Raw genomic sequence first — 14,883 nt, 5'->3', positions numbered from 1 at the left:
GCTCAAGACGCCTCGATTTTAGCGAACCGAAAGCACGAGCAAAGTCCTCTGGCGCCGGATCGTATTAGCTAAGGCACCGTCGGCCTCCGCCCCCAACTCCCATCCCGTCTGCCGTCGACCCACACACCGTGGAGCAGGCGCGGTGCCGGGCGTCCAGGTGGAGCGCGCCACTGTACGAACGACCTGGACGCCCGGTGCCGTGTCTGCTCGGCTCTGCCTGGGTCGACGGCAGACGGGATGGGAGTCCCCACCGCAACACCCCACCGGCCGGCACCTGCGCACGGGCCCCCTCCATCCCGGAGCCTGAGCGCCCCCGCCGGAGGCATCGCCTTGAGCCGCACTCGCGTTCCGCCTCGGCCGCGTCGTGGTTCGCCGCCCATCAACCCATGCTGTTAGGCGTGCGGACGGCGGCCGGGCTGGAGCGGGGCGCAGACAGGAGCGCAGGCCCGGACGCCGGGCCGCGCGCACCGCGCCGTGCGCGGTGGGTGCCTTGATGAAGTAGAGAAAGTCTTACCGCGCTTCCGGGCTTCCCTCAGCCTTGAACTCGCTCAGCAGGTCGAAGAACAGGTCGATGCCTGCCCTGCTGCTTGCTTCCGCAGCCTTCGTGATCTCGATCGCCCACCCCAAGGGGCTGGCGTAGGCATGGCCAAGTCGCGGCCACAACCACTCAGCGAACGGACCCTGATGCTCGAAGTCCGTCATGGCCTGGGGGCCGTGGATCTCGGATGCGACTCGGTAGCCGTACAGCATCGCCTGGAGCTCCAGGAGGGAACCGCCGCGTACGAACATCCCTGGCCGCAAGCGGACCTGGTCCAGGAAGTCATAGACGTCGCGCCACTCGCTGACGGGCTTCGCACCGGTCATGCGGACGTGCCCAAAAGGCGGCGGCCGTCGTGGCTCCGGACATGGGGGCCATTTCCATCCAGGGCGTCCAGCAGGCGGATCGCGTAGACCTCGGCCATGCGCTCCTCGACCTCGGCCGGCGTCAGCCAGTCGACCGCGGTGGACTCCTCCGAGGTTCGCTCGGTGCCGCCTGCGGGCTTGCAGCGGAAGACCAGGGCCACGATGCCGCGGGTGGTGTTCTTGTAGACGCCCGTCAGTTGGTCCACCTCGACGTGGATGCCCGTCTCCTCCAGGACCTCGCGGGCGACGCCCGCTTCCGGTGCTTCGGTGAGTTCGAGGACTCCGCCTGGGAGCTCCCACGTGCCGTTGTCCGCTCGGCGGATGGCCAGGAGGCGGCCGTCTTCGCGCACTACCGCTCCGGCCACGGACACCGAGTGGAGTGGCGTTGACTTTGTTCCCGCGCTCCCGTTACTCATGTACAGGAGCATATGAGAGTGGGTAGGACTGTGGGAACTCCAGCAGGAGCTGGCAGGGCCGTACCTCGGTACGTACAGATCGCTGACGAGATCATCCAGCAGATCCGATCCGGCGTACTGAAGCCCGGCGACATGGTGCCCAGCGAGTCCGAACTCGTCGAGCGCTACGGGGTCGCCGGCGGGACCATCCGTAAGGCCATGGTGGAGGTGCGGGCCAGTGGGCTCGTCGAGACCCGGCACGGCAAGGGTTCGATCGTGAAGGACCGGCCTCCCGTACGGCTTCGGTCTTCGGACCGGTTCCGCGCTTCTCACCGGCGGGGCGGCAAGGCTGCCTACCTCGCCGAGTCCGAGCAGTCCGGCGCCACGGCCAAGGTGAGCGTCCTCTACATCGGGCCCATGGAAGCGCCGGCGGACGTCGCCGAACGGCTTGGTGTCGAGGTGGGGACGCAGGTGCTCGCGCGGCGTCGGCTGTACTTCCGGAACGGGACGCCCGTCGAGACCGCCTCGTCGTACCTGCCTTGGGACGTCGTGAAGGACATCCCCGAGCTGTTCGCCGAGAACCCTGGCCCCGGTGGCATCTACGCCCGGCTCGAAGACCACGGCCACACCTTCGCCGAGTTCGTGGAGACCCTTCAGGCTCGGCCGGCCGCGAAGGCGGAGGCGTCCGAGTTGGCTCTGAGTCCTGGCGCCCCCGTGATTCAGCTGGTGCGGGACGCGGTGACCACGAAGGGCCGCGTCGTGGAGGTCTGCGACACTCTCATGGCTGCTGACCAGTTCGTCTTCCAGTACCGGATCCCCGCGACCGACTGACGCTCGCTCAACTCCCCTCAGCCCGCTGCGGTTTCTTTCCGTGGCGGGTTGACTCATGTACAGGAGTGATGCACTCTTATTCATGTCACTCCTATACAGGAGTGAAGGAGCCCAACCTCTATAGAGGAGTGATCCACTGTGCGTCAGATCCCCGTCGACACCTCCGCCGCGATGGTGATGGTGGCCCAGCCCCCGGCCCCGAAGATCGCCAACCGCCAGACCGGTGAGATCGCCACCGACCGGGACACCGGTGCCCCGCTGATGACGGTCGACGTCATGTTCGTCATGGACGGTAACGCCGAGATCCTCAACCTGACCGTGCCCAAGACCGGCATCTCCGAGGAGCTCTCCATGGGCACCCCGGTCGCCCTGACCGGCGTCGTCGCCCGGCCGTGGGAGAACGAGTTCAACGGCCAGAAGCGCCACGGCATCAGCTTCCGCGCCGTCGCCGTCACCTCGCTCGCCGCCGCGAAGGTCGGCTGACCCATGACCGCCTTAACGGTCACCCTCTCGTTGGTCGCCACGGTCGCGCTGCTGCTGCGGTGGCAGCGTCCGGCCTGGTACTGGATGAGCTTCGGCGTCGTCTTCGCCGTGGTGCGGATCCTCGCCCGGTACGCGTCGGTCATGGACGCGTGCGGGCTGACCGTCCCGCCCTCGCGCTGGCGCCTGGCGCTGGCCCGGATGACCGGCCGACCCATTCCCGACTCGCGGGCGCCCCGGATTCTGCGGCTGCGGCCGACGCGTACTGGGCTTGTATTGCGGGTGAAGCTGCGGCCCGGTCAGGACGCGTTCGACTTCTCCGCTGCCTCGGACCGGCTCCGGCACTCGTTCGTCATGCCAAACGTCACCGCCCGGGAGGTCCGCTCGGGTGTCGTCGAACTGCGGATGACCGGGTACGACGTCCTCAAGCGGGTCCAGATGCCCGCGGCTGCCCGCGGTGGGGTGATGCGGGTTCCGGTCGCCATGCGGGAGGACGGAGAGGTCTACTACCGCGACTACCGCCAGACCCCGCACGCCCTGAACGTCGGTGCCACCCAGTCCGGGAAGTCCGTCTATCAGCGCAACCTCGTCGCTGCGCTCGCCACGCTGAATGTCGCCCTCGTCGGGATCGACTGCAAGCAGGGAGTCGAACTCGCCCCGCTCGCCCGACGGTTCACCGCCCTGGCCGACAACCCTGATGCCGCCGCCGACCTCCTCGACACCCTCGTCGAGCACATGGAGGACGTCTACCAGCTGATCCGACGCGAGCAGAGATTGAGTGCTGATCTGCCGGATGCGGAGATCACCGCCGACATCTGGGACCTGCCCGATCACCTGCGACCGACCCCGATCGTGCTCTTGGTTGATGAGGTCGCCGAGCTCGCCCTCTTCGCCACGAAGGAGGAGGAGAAGCGGCGGGATCGGATCATCACCTCCCTCGTTCGGCTCGCCCAGCTCGGCCGTGCCGCCGGCATCTACCTGGAGATCTGCGGGCAGCGCTTCGGCTCCGAGCTCGGCAAGGGCATCACCATGCTCCGCGCCCAGCTCACCGGCCGGACCGCTCACCGCGTCAACGACGAGACCTCCGCCAACATGGCCTTCGGCGACATCGCCCCGGACGCCGTCCTCGCCACGGTCCAGATCCGCACCGACCGGCCCGGTACCGCCGTCGCCGGCGACTCCTCCGGTGGGTGGGTCCGCATCCGTACTCCCCACCTCACGCTCCGGCGGGCCGTGAACATCGCGAACTCCCACGCTCACCGCACGCCCGAGATCCCCGCGCTGGACGCCTTCCGGCCCGTCCTGCCGCCCCTGGGCAAAGCCGCGGCGCCCTCGACCGTCACGGCTCCTGCGATCGCCTGAATCCCCTCGCTCCACGGCGGCGTGACCGCTTCACGCCAGGTCCTTACCCCACCCATGCCCGAAACCGGAAGGAGGACCCTCCGATGCGTCCCATCCGCCGACCGGACGCCGTCCTCGTACAAGCCGTGATCGCCGGCGCCCTGTCCTTCGCTCACCTCCACGACCTGGCTGCGGCTGCCGGACAGTCCGGTTGGAAGGCTTGGGCCTACCCCGTCTCCGTGGATCTCCTGCTCGTCGCCGCCTGGCATCGGCTGCGGACCTCGCGGGCCGCCGGTGAACCTGCCCGCTCCGCCTGGACGTGGTTCATGGTCGCCCTGACCGCGTCGCTCGGTGCGAACGTCGCCACCGCCGGACTCCTCGACCTCGGCCACGTCCCCGCCTGGCTGCGCATCCTCGTCGCGGGCTGGCCTGCCCTCGCGTTCCTCGGCGGGACCCTTCTTGTCCACTCCCCTGGACATCCGGCGGTCGCCCAGCCTGCCGAACCCGACACGGACTCCGGGCAACTCTCGGCCGTGGAAGCGGTCATCGAGCGGGATGACGTGGTCGAGCCGGAGCCCGAGATCGCCGCCGCCCTGTTCCTCCCCTCTCCGGAGCCGGAGCCAGTCCCGGAGCCCGAACCCGCTCCCGTGGCCGTACCGCCGGCGCTCGTCGCTCACGCCCGGAAGGTCGCCGACGACTACCGCGCCCGCACCGGCTACCCGATCGACACCGACACCCTCCGCGCCCGCCTCGGTGTCCCGCCCCTGATGGCCAACGCCATCGCCGCCCAGCTCGCCTGAAGGGAGACCCTCCTATGGCCGCTCGCGACCACTTCCACTCCGTGATGCGGATCGGTCCAGTGCAGATCGGCACCCACCGTGACCGCCACGGCCGCACCAAGTACGCCGCCGTATGTACGGCCGACGGCTGCGGCTGGTCCGCCGAGTACTCCAGCTCCTCGGCCGCCCAGCTCGCCGCCCGCACCCACCGCTGCAAGCCCCGCTGACCTCGAAGGAAACCCCGTCATGGACGTCCCGCTCTGGCTCGCCCTGATCGTCGTCGGCGGCCTCGGCATCAAGCTCATCCGCCCGCCCTGGTGGCTCGTCGCCGTGATCCTCCTCGGCGGCTACCTCCTCGCCGACAGCGTCCTCGCCCCGCTCATCGACAACACGATCAACAAGTAGGGAGAACCGTCATGTTCCAGCCGCGCATCCCGGTCAACCCGCTTCCGACCAGCCTCGTCACCCCGCTCGTCCAGCCAGCCGTCACCGCCGACATCGCGCCCCACCACACCGTCGACGCGGGGGCCTGCCACCACTACGCCCCGGCCCCTGCTCCGGTCCCGGCACCGTCCTCGGCTCTGCGCCTCACACCGGCTGGTCTGGCTGTGGTCGTCGCCGGCGGCGCTGGTGCCGTCCTGGTCGTGGGCACGGTCCTGGTCTCCATGCTCCTCGCCGTCGCCGTCAGCACCGTCTCGGTCGCCGTGTGCGCCGTCGTCCTGCGCTCGCTCCTCAACGGCCAGCGCCGACAGCGCTAGTCGTCGAACTCGAAGCCCGACGCCTCCGCACGGGCAATGATGTCGCGAACTGCCTCAGGGCTCGTGATGACGGGTTCAAGAGCCGCCTTGAGTCGTGCGAGATCGCTCGGATTCCCGACCGTGCAGAACATGCCAGCCTCGCTGTCGAATTCGAGGTCCTCGGCAATGTCCGGCCAGGCGAACTGCACGAGACCTTCCCAGAAGTACCCGTTCGGCTCGTGCCCGGCAGCGGCTACAGCGGCATCGGCAGCCAAGCCACCGGCATTGAAGGTCAGCGAGTGCTCGCCGTCGAAGTCATGCAGGTTGATCGTCACGGCGTGATCGTCTCACCGCCCTCTGACAGGGCCCCCGATCTCTCGGGGCGCCCGTCCAGTGCCCCACCCACGCCGGTCCGGTACGCCATTCCAGTCACCGCACTAGCCGGCCTCCGGGCGGCTCAACCGCCAAGTCTCCGCCGCCCGGAAGCCCCGCTCCTACCCAGCTCGCAGAACCAGAAGGAAGCACCCCATGATGACCGTCCCAGCCGCCTCGTCGGCGGGATTCGACACTGCCACCCTGGGCGACATGCTCCGGGTCGCCGGATCCCACGACTTCGACCGCTGGAAGGAACAGATCCGCCGAACCGGCGGCTGTTCCCACCCGATCCACCTCCAGGGCTGGACCCTCACCCGGGACAAGACCACCGGCGAGACCCCCCACCGGTACTCCACCGACGCCGAACCGGGCGCCCGGCTCCGGATCGCCTGCGGCAACCGACGGGCCTCCCGCTGCCCCGCCTGCGCCTGGACCTACGCCGGAGACACCTACCACCTCATCCGCGCCGGCCTCGCCGGAGACAGCGCCCGGGACATCCCCGCCTCCGTCCGCGATCACCCCCGCGTGTTCCTGACCCTCACCGCCCCGTCCTTCGGACCGGTCCACAACCGGCCCGGCACCCGGCCCTGCCGCTGCGGGGCCCGCCACGCCGAGGACGACGCCGCCCTCGGCACGCCGCTCGACCCCGAGTCGTACGACTACGCCGCCGCCGTCCTCTTCAACAACCACGCCGGGCAGCTCTGGCAGAGGTTCACGAACCGCCTCCGCCGGGAGATCGCCGCCATAGCCGGCCTCACTCAGAGGGAGCTGAAAGAGGTCGCCCGGATCTCGTACGGGAAGGTCGCCGAGTTCCAGAAGCGGGGCGCCGTCCACTTCCACGCCGTCGTTCGCGTCGACGGCCCGGACGGTCCCGACTCCCCGCCACCGTCGTGGGCGACCACCGAACGCCTCACCGACGCCATCCACGCCGCCGCCACCCACGCATACACGACCGTCACCGTCCCCGCCGCTGGCGACCAGCCGTTACGCCGCCTCCGCTGGGGCACCCAGCTCGACATCCGCCCCGTCAAAGCCTTCGGCGACGGCTCCGACATCACCGAACAGGCCGTCGCCTCGTACATCGCCAAGTACGCCACCAAAGCCGCGGAGACCACCGGCAGCCTCGACCGCCGCATCGGCAACCGTGAGGCCCTGGTCCTCCTCGGCGTCCCCGACCACACCCGCCGCCTCGTCGAAGCCTGCTTCGACCTCGACCCGCTGTACCCGGACCGTCGGCTCCTCGCCTGGGCCCACATGCTCGGCTTCCGCGGCCACTTCTCCACCAAGTCCCGCCAGTACTCCACCACCCTCGGCGAACTCCGCCAGACCCGCGCCGACTACCGCGCCGCCCAGGAGCGCATCGCCCGCGGCCTCGACGACATCGAGCCGGACACCGTCCTTGTCCTCACCTCCTGGTCCTACGTCGGCCAGGGTCACTCCCCCGGCGAGGCCGCCCTCGCCGCCTCGATCGCCCGGGACATCCAGCTCAACCGTGAGACCGCCCGTGAAGCCCTACGCGACCAAATCGCCCTGGAAGGAGCTGCGACATGACCACCGCCACCCCTGAGCTGCTGACCGTGCCGGAGGTCATGGCACGCCTCAAGCTCGGTCGCTCGACCGTCTACGACCTCATCCGGTCCCGCCGCCTGGTCTCCCTCACCATCGGCCGGTCGCGCCGCGTCCCCGCCGACGCCGTCCGGGACTTCATCGACAACCAGATCGAGGAGGCCGCCTGATGGCTATCCAGCGCAAGCGCAACCCCAACGGGGCCGGCACCATCACCCAACGGAAGGACGGCCGCTATCAGGCCGCCGTCTACGTTCTCCAGCCCGACGGCACGACGGCCCGGAAGTTCGCCTACGGCAAGACCTGGGCCGAGTGCGACGCCAAGCGCCGTGCGCTCCTCGACAAAGTCGACAACGGCGTTCCCGTACCCACCCGTTCGATGAAGCTCTCCGAGTGGCTGCCGTACTGGCTCGACAACATCGTCAAGCCTCGCCGCAAGAAGACCACCGCAGCCAAGTACGAGGTGCACATCCGGCTTTACCTCGTCCCGATGATCGGTACCAAGCGGCTGGAATCGCTCAGCGTCGCCGACGTCCGCCGCTTCCTCGTCCAGCTGGAGAAGAAGACCAGCGCCGCCACGGCCAAGGAGTCCCATCGCGTTCTGCGCACCGCCCTCACTGCGGCCTGCCGTGAGGAGCTGGTGAGCCGGAACGTCGCGACGCTCGTCGAGCCGCCTACCGTCGCCGCCCGGGAGCTCTCCCCCTGGTCACTGGACGAGACGCTCGACTTCCTCGCCGCCGCCCGGAAGGACCCGCTGTACGCCGCCTTCGTGTTGGCCATCGCCCTCGGCTTCCGCCGCGGAGAGGTCGTCGGCCTCCGCTGGGAGAACGTCGACCTCGACAAGCGGGAGATCCGGGTCAGGACTCAGCGGCAGCGGGTCGCCGGGGAGGTGTACGAGGACGACCCCAAGGGCCGCCGGCGCAAGCAGACGCTTCCACTCCCCGCCATCTGCGTCGCTCCCCTGCGGTGGCAGCGACTCAAGCAGGCTGCTGCCCGCGAGCGTGCTGGAGAGAAGTGGACGGAGACCGGGTACGTCTTCACCACCCGCACCGGCCAGCCCATCGAGCCGCGCAACCTCTACCGCTCGTTCACCCGAGTCGCGAAGAACGCCGGCCTCCGCGTCGTCCGGCTCCACGATGCCCGGCACGGTACGGCGACGCTCCTCACCGCCGCCGGCGTTCCGCCCCGCGTCGTGATGGAGATCCTCGGTCACAGCCAGATCGCCGTGACGATGAACGTCTACACCCACGTCGTCCAGGACACGCAGCGCGAGGCCGTGAGTCACATGGATCGGCTGCTCAGGAGCCGTCCCCGGCCGTAGGACCTTCGAGGTCACTGCGCCGGCTCGGCTGATCGGCTACCCAGCGGAGGACGGTGTCACGGACCTCCGTCTGGGAAGTCGATCGCGTCCGCTGACGCTCACCGGTCGTATCCGCTTGGTGTTCCACCTCGTAGGTGGCGTCCTCAGCAAGCAGGACCTGGAGGGAGAAGTCGCCTTCATCCTGGTCGGTCAGTCGCTGGAGAACCAGGTACTGCCGCTCCCCCAGCCCGGCAAGCATCGCCTCGACGGCAGCGGCATCAGGGTCGTACGTCATCTGTCCGTCGTCGGTCAGCGCGACGAGCCTGACGGGCCTGAGGCCCCTCCTTCGCCGTCCCTCCTGGGTCCACTGCCTCTCCTGGGCGGTCAGGAGAGACGGCGGAACCGGGGGGCCGTCGGGGTTTTACACGGCTATCGGGTCGTCCGGGTCGGACCATGAGCCCACCGTCCGCAGGCGGTACACGTGGACACCGCCCTCTGACAACGGAACCGACAGCGTGGCCGGCGCGGGCGGGCCGGGGATGCAGCGGCCCACGTCCTCCCCGTACGGACCGCCGTGGAAGACGGCGTGCATCCAGCCTTTCGGCGGTCTCCCGGTCGTGTCGAAGACGTCCTCCACCGCTCCCCCTCGTGGAGTCCCGGTCCTGGAACCCCAGCCACAGTGACCATGGACGTTGATGTCAGAAACAGATGTCAAAGGCCCCTCGCCATGATCGGCGAGGGGCCTTTGTGCTGGTGGGCGCGGACGGTTTCGAACCGCCGACATCTGCTTTGTAAGAGCAGCGCTCTACCCCTGAGCTACGCACCCGTGGAGTGAGGCAACAGCGTACATGGCGGGGCGGTGGGGGTCGCAAACGGCTCGGGGTGGGGGGCGGGGGGTGAATCGGGGGGCGGGTGGGAGAATGGAGCGGCGGGACGGGACGGGGAGAGGGGCGACGTGAGGGCGAGCGAGGGCAGGGCGGGCGGGATCCGTGCGGTGCTCCGGGTGTCGCTCGCGTTGCCGTTGCTGGTCGGGGTGCTGGTGCCGCAGGCCTTCGCCGGGGGCGGGGGCGGCGGGCGGCGCTGGTTCGGGGGGCGGGACGAGAGCCGGCGGGCCGAGGCGCAGGCGGCGAAGGACGCCGCGGCGGCCGCGTTCTACGAGCTGGACACCGCGCAGCGCGGGCTGCGGATCTCCATCGAGACGATCAGCGCCGTGGACGACTCCGCGGACGCCCGCCGGGCCGTCGACGGCTTCGCGGCGCTCGGGCGGCGGATCGACGAGGTCAGCCACACGTACATCACCGCCGTCGACGCCCATGACCTCGACCGGGTCGAGCTGGACGCGGCGACCGCCGGGCGGGCCCGGAGCGAGCTGGAGCGGGCCAAGGACGAGCTCGTACGGGTCAAGGGGGAGCTGGACCGGTTCGAGCAGGGGCTCGCGCCGCTGCTGGAGCGGGCCGAGACGCAGCTCGCCCGGCTCGCGCCCGCCGTGGAGCGGGCGCGGCAGGCGCTCCGGAACGCGAGCACCGCTCTCGACGCGGTCCGCGAGGCCGGGTTCCGGGCCGACGACCTGGCCGCCCGGCTGGCCCGCCTCGGCCCCGAGCTGACCCTGCTCAACGAGGGCGCCGGGCGGCACGGCGTCACCCAGACCCTGCAGCGCGCGGACACCGTGCTGCGCGAGGCCGAGGCCGTGCGCGCCGAGGCCGAGCGGGTGCCCGAGCGGGCCGCCGAGATCGACAAGCGGCTGGTCTCGCTCCGTACCCGCGCGCAGGCGCTCGCGACCCGCGCCGCCGGGGTCGAGCCCGTCCTGTCGGAGCTGCGCCGCCGCTTCTCCGTCGCCTGCTGGCAGGACCTGCAGCACGTGCCGGAGCAGGCCGCCGCCGCCTCGCGGCAGGCCGAGGAGCGGCTCGCGGAGGCCGCGCGGGCGCGCGCCGAGCAGCGCTGGCCCGACGCGACCTCGCTGCTGTCCACCGCCCGCGCCCTGCTCAACACCGCCGACGAGGGCGTCTCGGCCGCCGGTGACCGGCTGCGCCGGCTGAACGCCGTCGCCAAGGACCCGCAGGCCGAGATCGAGCGGGCCCGTTTCGCCGTACGGGACGCCCAGCGGCTCGCGATGGCGGGGCGCACCACCCCCGAGCCCCGGCACGCCGGCCCGCTCGACGAGGCCGTGGGCCGGATCGACCGCGCCGTGGCCGGGCTCGACAGCGGGCGGCACCCCGACTACTGGGCCTTCCTCACCGAGCTGGAGGCGATCCGCGAGACCGCCGGGCAGGTCGTCGAGCGGATTCGCGAGGAGCGCGGCAAGCCGTGAGCGGCACGCCGTAACCTGGGGCCATGCCCCGTTACGAGTACCGCTGCCGCACCTGCGACGACACCTTCGAGCTCAGCCGCCCCATGGCCGAGTCCGGCGACCCCGCCGCCTGCCCCGCGGGACATGACGACACCGTGAAGCTGCTCTCGGCCGTCGCCGTGGGCGGCACGGCCGCCGCCGCTCCGTCCCGGGCCTCCGCCGGTGGTGGTGGCGGTGGCGGGTGCTGCGGCGGAGGCTGCTGCGGCTGACCGGCGCCCCGCCCCCGCCCTCCCCGGCCCGAGCACCCACCCGCGAGCCCCTAGCTGTCCAGGTACCTCAGCACCGCCAGCACCCGCTTGCTGTAGCCCTCGCCGCGGCCGGTCAGTTCCAGTTTGTCGAAGATCGCGTTGATGTGTTTCTCCACCGCGCTCTGCGAGACGTGCAGCCGGGCCGCCAACGCCGCGTTCGTGTGGCCCTGGGCCATCGCCGCCAGGACCTCGGCCTCCCGGGGGGTGAGGCGGGACAGCGGGTCGGTGTGGGTGGAGCGGGCCAGGAGGCGGCGGACGACCTCCGGGTCGAAGGCGGTGCGGCCACGGCCCACCCGGTCCAGGGCGTCAAGGAAGTCGTCGACCTGGGCCACCCGGTCCTTCAGCAGATAGCCCACGCCGCCGGGCCCGCTGCCGTCGGTGAGCAGTTCGGTGGCGTAGCGCTTCTCCACGTACTGCGAGAGCACGAGGACGCCCGTGGCCGGGAACCGTTCCCGGATCTCCAGGGCGGCGCGCAGGCCCTCGTCGGTGTGGGTCGGGGGCATCCGGACGTCGGCGACGACCACCTCCGGCGGCTCGGCGGCGACGGCCGCGAGGAGTTCGACGCCGGTGCCGACGGCGGCCCGCACCTCGTGGCCCTCCTCGGCGAGCAGCCGTACGAGCCCCTCGCGCAGCAGGGTGGAGTCCTCGGCCAGCATCACGCGCACGGCAGCCGCGCTCCGATCTCCGTCGGCCCGCCGGGCGGGCTGTCCACGGTGAGGCGCCCGTCGAGGGCGGCGACCCGGCTGGCGAGGCCGGACAGGCCGCCGCCTCCCGGGTCCGCGCCGCCGGGGCCGTCGTCCCGTACCCGGATCTCCAACTGCCCTTCCTCCCAGTTCACTCGTACGTCCACGGCGCTCGCCCCCGGGGCGTGCTTGACCACGTTCGTGACGGCCTCCGAGACCACGAAGTAGGCCGCTGTCTCCACCGGTTGGGGCAGCGGCCGGGGCACCTCGTAGGCCAGGCGCACCGGCAGCGGGGCGCGTTCGGCGACCGCTTCGAGGGCGGTGCGCAGGTCGGCCCGGTCGAGGACCGTCGGGTGCACGCGCCAGGCCACCTCGCGGAGTTCGGCGAGGGCGAGGCGGGCTTCCTCGTGGGCCTGGAGCAGCAGTTCGGCGGCCCGTTCGGGGTCGCGGCCGCGGCGGGCCCGGCCGATGAGCAGGCCGAGGGCGACGAGCCGCTGCTGGACGCCGTCGTGCAGGTCGCGCTCGATGCGGCGGCGCTCCTCGTGGACGGCCTCCATGATCGCGGCCCGGCTGGCGGCGAGTTCGGCGATCCGCGCCTCCAACGCGTCGGTGTGGCTGGGCCCGAGCATCCGCAGCGCCAACTCGGCCTCCATCCGGGCGACTTGGCCCATGCCCTGGAGCGCGAGGAAGAGCAGGAGCAGTCCGCCGAGGCCGCCGAGCACCACCATGAGCGGTTCGCGCAGATCGACGAACAGCCAGCCGGCGAGGGCGAAGAGGAGGTACGCGAGGCCGACCGCCGCGCAGCCGAGGACCACCCCGCCGAGCAGCCCGAGCGGCCAGCGCGCGGTGACGTACGCGAGGGTGCGGGCCGGCCCGTACGGCGGGAGGCGGACGGCGAGCAGGCGGTCCAGGCGCCGCCGCTCGATCCGCACGAAGCCTTCGGCGGCCCGTGTCGCCGCGCGCCGCCCGGCCGGGCGGGCCGCGAGCGGCAGCAGCAGGAGGCCCACGGCGGCCTCCAGCGGCACGAGGGCGGCGCCGAGGGCGAGCGCGAGGGCGGTCCGGCCGGTCTCCTTCATGATCGTCCACGCTAGCGCGCCGCTCCGCCCGGCACCCTGCGGAAAACCGCACCACTCCGTGTGGCCCGCACCATCCTCCGCCGACCTGCGGGTTTCTAGCGTCGACGGCATGGAGACCTGGATCAACAGCCTCATGGACAGCCTCGGCGCGCCCGGCGCGGGCCTCGCCGTCGCCCTGGAGAACCTCTTCCCGCCCATTCCGAGCGAGGTGATCCTGCCGCTCGCCGGCTTCGCCGCCTCGACGGGGCGCCTCGACCTGCTCGCCGCGCTGCTGTGGACCACGGCCGGTTCGGTGCTCGGCGCGCTCGCGCTGTACGGGGCGGGCGCGCTGTTCGGCCGGGAGCGGGTGCTCGCGGTCGCCGCGCGGCTGCCGCTGGTGAAGGTCGCGGACGTCGAGCGGACGGAGGCGTGGTTCGCCCGGCACGGCACCAAGGCGGTGCTGTTCGGGCGGATGGTGCCGATCTTCCGCAGCCTGATCTCGGTGCCGGCCGGGGTGGAGCGGATGCGGCTGCCGGTCTTCCTGGCCCTGACGACCCTGGGCAGCGCGCTGTGGAACACCGCCTTCGTCCTCGCCGGGTACGTCCTGGGCGAGAACTGGGAGCAGGTCACCGGCTATGTGTCGGTGTACTCGAAGGCGGTGCTCGGCGTGGCCGCCGCGGCCGTGGCGCTCTTCGTCGCCGTCCGGCTGCGGCGGGCGGTCAGGCCGGGTCGGGGAGCGCGGCGGGCGGGGACCCGGGAGACGGAGGGACGGCGGACGGGGGCGCGGGAGACGGAGGGTCGGCGGACGGGGGCGCGGGTACGGGCGCGGGCGCGCCGTTGACCGCCGGTACGGCGTCGACCGGCAGTGCGGCGTCGACCGCCGGCGCGCCGTCGACCGGCAGTGCGGCGTCGACCGCCAGTGCGCCGTCGACCGGCAGTGCGCCGTTGACCGCCGGTACGGCGCCTTCCCCTGCGGGCATCGCCTCGTGGCCTCCCGTGTGCTCCCGGGCCGCCGCCCGGAAGGCGCGCACGATCCGCTCGCCCGCGGTGACGCCGCGCGCGGGCAGTGCGGTGACGTGCGGCGCGGTCCACTCGGTGTCGGCGAGCTCGCCGTGGCCCGGGCGCCAGCCGCGGTCCGCGGCGAGCAGCAGGTCGGCGTCGAGCAGGGAGTCGCCGGCGGCCAGGGTGAGGGTGGCGCCGGTGCGGCGGGCGACCTCGCGCACGGCCGCGCTCTTGGTGAGCGGCCGGGGCACCGCGTACACCTTGCGGCCCTGGAGCGAGACGGTCCAGCCGCGTTCGCCCGCCCAGGCGGTGAAGCGGTCGAGCCAGTCCTGCGGGAGGCGTTCGCGCTCGACGACGAGGTAGGCGAACAGGTCCTCGGCGACGCGGTGCTTGCGCACCCAGGACAGGTCGGTGGTGGCGGTGAGGTAGGCGCGGACCTCGGAGAGCGGTGCGCAGGCCTCGGCGACCCGGCGCAGCACGCCGGCGTGCCAGTCGGGGTCGGAGACGCCGTCGACGAGCAGGTGCCCGCCGTTGGCGCAGATGGCGTACTTCGGCGCGGGCGCGTCGCCGAGCAGCCGGATCCGCTGGTACTGCTTGCGGGTGCGGGTGGTGGTCGGCACGAAGACCGTCTCTGCGGCGAGCGCGCGCAGTTCGGCGGCGGCGCGCTCGGTGACGTACGAGAGCGGCTTGGACTCGTGGACCTCTACGCACAGCAGGCGGGGGGCCTGCGGGTCGGGCATGCCGAGGGCGAGGGCGCCGCTGGAGTAGATGAGGGTGCGGTCGAGGTCGCTGGCGACGAGGACGGTGGCGTTCGAGCCCACCGGCGCGCCGACGGCGACGG

The 14,883-nt window shown here is 71.8% G+C and carries 19 protein-coding genes, 1 tRNA gene and 1 pseudogene; 13 read left to right on the top strand and 8 right to left on the bottom strand.

What is annotated here, in order from left to right; translation table 11 throughout:
* Positions 1–510: 510 nt before the first annotated feature.
* Positions 511–864, bottom strand: a complete 354-nt coding sequence (locus ACIGW2_RS29930) for a hypothetical protein (protein ID WP_399847060.1) — start codon at positions 862–864, stop codon at positions 511–513.
* Positions 861–1,331 (bottom strand): NUDIX hydrolase, encoded by a 471-nt coding sequence (locus tag ACIGW2_RS29925; RefSeq protein ID WP_399847058.1) that lies wholly within the window; start codon positions 1,329–1,331, stop codon positions 861–863. Before ACIGW2_RS29925 ends, ACIGW2_RS29930 begins: the two co-directional genes overlap by 4 nt.
* Here ACIGW2_RS29925 and ACIGW2_RS29920 point away from each other — a divergent pair, their 5' ends adjacent.
* The 7 genes from ACIGW2_RS29920 (at position 1,332) to ACIGW2_RS29890 (ending at position 5,487) form a co-directional block, all read left to right on the top strand.
* A complete protein-coding gene (locus ACIGW2_RS29920) occupies positions 1,332–2,129 on the top strand; it encodes a GntR family transcriptional regulator (protein ID WP_399847057.1) in 798 nt (265 codons plus the stop codon).
* A gap of 138 nt (positions 2,130–2,267) precedes the next feature.
* Entirely contained in the window at positions 2,268–2,612 is a 345-nt protein-coding gene (locus tag ACIGW2_RS29915) for a hypothetical protein (protein WP_030688073.1), read from the top strand.
* Positions 2,613–2,615: 3 nt separating this feature from the next.
* Positions 2,616–3,971: an FtsK/SpoIIIE domain-containing protein gene (locus ACIGW2_RS29910; RefSeq protein ID WP_399847055.1), complete on the top strand. Its 1,356-nt coding sequence runs from the start codon at positions 2,616–2,618 to the stop codon at positions 3,969–3,971.
* An 83-nt stretch (positions 3,972–4,054) separates the two neighbouring features.
* Positions 4,055–4,750 carry a DUF2637 domain-containing protein gene (locus tag ACIGW2_RS29905; RefSeq protein ID WP_399847054.1) on the top strand — a complete coding sequence of 232 codons (696 nt, stop codon included), beginning with the start codon at positions 4,055–4,057 and terminating at the stop codon, positions 4,748–4,750.
* A 14-nt stretch (positions 4,751–4,764) separates the two neighbouring features.
* Positions 4,765–4,956 (top strand): mobile element transfer protein, encoded by a 192-nt coding sequence (locus tag ACIGW2_RS29900; protein ID WP_053647146.1) that lies wholly within the window; start codon positions 4,765–4,767, stop codon positions 4,954–4,956.
* 19 nt (positions 4,957–4,975) lie between these two features.
* Entirely contained in the window at positions 4,976–5,134 is a 159-nt protein-coding gene (locus ACIGW2_RS29895; protein WP_190103575.1) for a hypothetical protein, read from the top strand.
* An 11-nt stretch (positions 5,135–5,145) separates the two neighbouring features.
* Entirely contained in the window at positions 5,146–5,487 is a 342-nt protein-coding gene (locus ACIGW2_RS29890) for a SpdD-like protein (RefSeq protein ID WP_399847053.1), read from the top strand.
* Here the strand turns inward: ACIGW2_RS29890 and ACIGW2_RS29885 are convergent.
* On the bottom strand, positions 5,484–5,801 hold the full coding sequence (locus tag ACIGW2_RS29885; RefSeq protein ID WP_399847051.1) for an Imm51 family immunity protein: 318 nt from the start codon (positions 5,799–5,801) through the stop codon (positions 5,484–5,486). The two genes, ACIGW2_RS29890 and ACIGW2_RS29885, sit on opposite strands and share 4 nt — an antisense overlap.
* 193 nt (positions 5,802–5,994) lie before the next feature.
* Between ACIGW2_RS29885 and repSA the strand changes: the two genes are divergently transcribed.
* Genes repSA through ACIGW2_RS29870 form a run of 3 tightly spaced genes read left to right on the top strand, consistent with a single transcriptional unit; the run spans position 5,995 to position 8,728 of the window.
* Entirely contained in the window at positions 5,995–7,392 is a 1,398-nt protein-coding gene (repSA, locus tag ACIGW2_RS29880; protein WP_399847050.1) for a replication initiator protein RepSA, read from the top strand.
* Positions 7,389–7,577 carry an AlpA family transcriptional regulator gene (locus tag ACIGW2_RS29875; protein WP_030688058.1) on the top strand — a complete coding sequence of 63 codons (189 nt, stop codon included), beginning with the start codon at positions 7,389–7,391 and terminating at the stop codon, positions 7,575–7,577. The genes repSA and ACIGW2_RS29875 overlap by 4 nt, the downstream gene beginning before the upstream one ends.
* Positions 7,577–8,728, top strand: coding sequence for a tyrosine-type recombinase/integrase (locus ACIGW2_RS29870; protein WP_399847048.1), 1,152 nt, complete (start codon positions 7,577–7,579; stop codon positions 8,726–8,728). The genes ACIGW2_RS29875 and ACIGW2_RS29870 overlap by 1 nt, the downstream gene beginning before the upstream one ends.
* Here ACIGW2_RS29870 and ACIGW2_RS29865 read toward each other — a convergent pair.
* Positions 8,706–9,002 (bottom strand): hypothetical protein, encoded by a 297-nt coding sequence (locus tag ACIGW2_RS29865; protein ID WP_399847047.1) that lies wholly within the window; start codon positions 9,000–9,002, stop codon positions 8,706–8,708. The genes ACIGW2_RS29870 and ACIGW2_RS29865 overlap by 23 nt on opposite strands.
* A gap of 456 nt (positions 9,003–9,458) precedes the next feature.
* Positions 9,459–9,533 (bottom strand) — tRNA-Val (locus ACIGW2_RS29860).
* Positions 9,534–9,662: 129 nt separating this feature from the next.
* On the opposite strand from ACIGW2_RS29860, the gene ACIGW2_RS29855 reads away from it, so the two are divergent.
* Positions 9,663–11,015 carry a hypothetical protein gene (locus ACIGW2_RS29855; RefSeq protein WP_399847046.1) on the top strand — a complete coding sequence of 451 codons (1,353 nt, stop codon included), beginning with the start codon at positions 9,663–9,665 and terminating at the stop codon, positions 11,013–11,015.
* Between the two features lie 23 nt (positions 11,016–11,038).
* Positions 11,039–11,263 carry a zinc ribbon domain-containing protein gene (locus tag ACIGW2_RS29850; protein WP_391654334.1) on the top strand — a complete coding sequence of 75 codons (225 nt, stop codon included), beginning with the start codon at positions 11,039–11,041 and terminating at the stop codon, positions 11,261–11,263.
* A 50-nt stretch (positions 11,264–11,313) separates the two neighbouring features.
* On the opposite strand, the gene ACIGW2_RS29845 is transcribed toward ACIGW2_RS29850, so the two are convergent.
* Positions 11,314–11,967, bottom strand: a complete 654-nt coding sequence (locus ACIGW2_RS29845) for a response regulator (RefSeq protein ID WP_391654333.1) — start codon at positions 11,965–11,967, stop codon at positions 11,314–11,316.
* On the bottom strand, positions 11,958–13,061 hold the full coding sequence (locus ACIGW2_RS29840; RefSeq protein WP_399847045.1) for a sensor histidine kinase: 1,104 nt from the start codon (positions 13,059–13,061) through the stop codon (positions 11,958–11,960). Before ACIGW2_RS29840 ends, ACIGW2_RS29845 begins: the two co-directional genes overlap by 10 nt.
* Positions 13,062–13,170: 109 nt before the next feature.
* On the opposite strand from ACIGW2_RS29840, the gene ACIGW2_RS29835 reads away from it, so the two are divergent.
* The gene (locus tag ACIGW2_RS29835) at positions 13,171–13,881 is read left to right on the top strand and encodes a DedA family protein (RefSeq protein WP_399847044.1); all 711 of its coding nucleotides are present in this window, start codon (positions 13,171–13,173) and stop codon (positions 13,879–13,881) included.
* 163 nt (positions 13,882–14,044) lie between these two features.
* On the opposite strand, the pseudogene ACIGW2_RS29830 reads toward ACIGW2_RS29835, so the two are convergent.
* A pseudogene (locus ACIGW2_RS29830) lies at positions 14,045–14,863 on the bottom strand (HAD family hydrolase); the annotation flags it as partial.
* Between the last annotated feature and the right edge of the window lie 20 nt (positions 14,864–14,883).

Origin of the sequence: Streptomyces sp. NPDC053541 (genome assembly GCF_044544705.1) — a bacterium.
GTDB lineage: Bacteria > Actinomycetota > Actinomycetes > Streptomycetales > Streptomycetaceae > Streptomyces.
This window is presented reverse-complemented; position numbering and strand designations above follow the sequence as displayed.